We start from the raw sequence: 2,034 nt of genomic DNA, 5'->3' as shown, positions 1-2,034 counted from the left end.
ACTGTTTTGCCATGTTCACAAGCTTTAAGTCCTAACGCTTGGACAAGATGACTTTTACCAACACCTGGCGGTCCAACAAAAACAATATTTTCTTTTTTATCCATGAAACTTAAGGTAGCCAAGTCTTGAACTTTGCCCTGGTTTATATTGTCTGGATAGCTAAAATCAAAATCATCCATTGTCTTAAGGTCATTGAAACGGGCATTTTTAATATTTCGAAGTCGTAGACGTTCTGTTTTACCTTCTTCTTCAACCTTTAGAATCTTGTACAAAAACTCCCTATAGCTTAACTTGTTATCAATAGCAAACTGTATCTGTTCATCATACCTAGCGTGTATATCAGGCAACTTGAACTGTTTCAGCAATAGCTGTATATCTGTGTTAATATCTAGAGTTTCCACCTTCATCATTTATTTGCTGCTCCCTTCTCGTAGTAAGAGAGGTGTCTTACTAGTGCATTTTCATTCTTTAAATTATATTTATTCTTTTTGGCGTTAGCCAATGAAAGTTCTGCAGTTTCGTGCTCAATTATTAAAGCTAAATACTTTTCCTTAATTAGAGATTTCACATTATCTATTTTCAAAATATTATTTTCTATGCAATGATTAAGTATGATATCCAGATCGCATACATCGTACAAATCCTTCAATTTCAAAAACTCTCTTGCATGAAAATGGGGCTGATTTGTTACTCTTGATACAAGTTCATAAAACTCATTTCCATTTTTAAATGTCTTTTCGAAAACTCTTCTAATTTCCGGAATAGACGATGGAACTTTTACTGCAATATCTTTATAATCTTCTACATCTTCAAGCTTTTTATGTTTCCCATCAAGCACAGAATAACTCTTGATGAGTGCTAAATCAGCATTATATATTTCAAGAATATAACCATAAACTATTCTTATTTTGACCTTTGTATCTACATATTTTACAGGAACACTGTATCTATTAGTTCCTACCATTACAAAAGAATCTGTACTTACAGTTCTTATTTCCAACTCTGTATCTATAATTTTCTTCCTATATAATTTTTTCAAACTAGTTTCTTCTTCTGCAAACATTTCATCTGGTACTCTTTTAGTGGTACCATGAATTTTCTTGTTCCAATTCCTCATGAATTTTTTGATTTCAATATTTAATTCCTCCATGGTCCTAAAGCTATTTCCTTTAATGAAGTGCTCTTCAATATATTGATTCGGTTTTTCGATTTTTCCTTTTGTTCGTGGCCTTAACGGCAGACAGGCATTTGGTTCTGTTCCAAGATATGTGAATAGCTTTAATGCACTTTGGTTAAAATCAACTTCTTGTCCCTTTTTATGACCTATAACTAATGCTTTAGGGTTATCAATAACTAATTCTTTTGTAACCCCACCAAGTTCTATGAATAAGTCTTGTATTGCTTCATATATGGCTACGCCATTAACTGCCATTGAACATATTGCAGCCTTTTTCCTTGAATACGATAGTATCATGGTGAAGCAATATATTTTTATTTCCACATCAGCAATGAACATATGATATTCCCCCCAATCAAACTGTGCTTGATCTCCCGGAGGGGTTTCAAATCTTACAGTAGCCCTTTTACTTATCAAAATTTTTTCTTCATTTAAAGTTTCTAGATATCTGTAGATTGGATTAATGCTTCCCTTATAACCTCGCTTACACAACTCACTATAAATTCTTGTACCAATATAAGCATAGCGTTTGTCTAAATACCACTCTCTGATTTTATCCTTATACTGATCAATACTAGTTGAACTAACTGCTCTTGAATATTTAGGCTCATCTTCTTTCTTAATTAAGCTTTTCACAGTGTTCTTTGACATGTTTAACTCTCTAGCTATTTGTTTTATAGGTACCCCCTTATTATGCATATTTTTTACTGTATACCAGTCTCGTATGTCCTTCACCTTCTATCTATTGCCTCCTCCATATGTGCTTTATTTTTAGCTACACATAAAGGATATTATTTTTAAGTGAAGGGGTCAATATTCAGTGTAAAAAGGGGGTCAATATTCATTATAAATCAACA

At 32.7% G+C, this 2,034-nt stretch carries 2 protein-coding genes; both read right to left on the bottom strand.

The genetic code is table 11. The features are described from left to right. The coding region (locus tag BUB83_RS20995; RefSeq protein WP_242950739.1) for an ATP-binding protein at nucleotides 1-410 on the bottom strand (410 nt) is incomplete at its 3' end. Further along, nucleotides 407-1,912: an IS21 family transposase gene (istA, locus tag BUB83_RS20990; RefSeq protein ID WP_073341031.1), complete on the bottom strand. Its 1,506-nt coding sequence runs from the start codon at nucleotides 1,910-1,912 to the stop codon at nucleotides 407-409. The genes BUB83_RS20995 and istA, both read right to left, overlap by 4 nt. Nucleotides 1,913-2,034: the final 122 nt, after the last annotated feature.

The sequence above is a fragment of the Clostridium grantii DSM 8605 genome, from assembly GCF_900129965.1.
Lineage (GTDB): Bacteria > Bacillota > Clostridia > Clostridiales > Clostridiaceae > Clostridium_AF > Clostridium_AF grantii.
The sequence above is the reverse complement of the archived record's forward strand: the minus strand, read 5'-3'. Positions and strand labels throughout refer to the sequence as shown.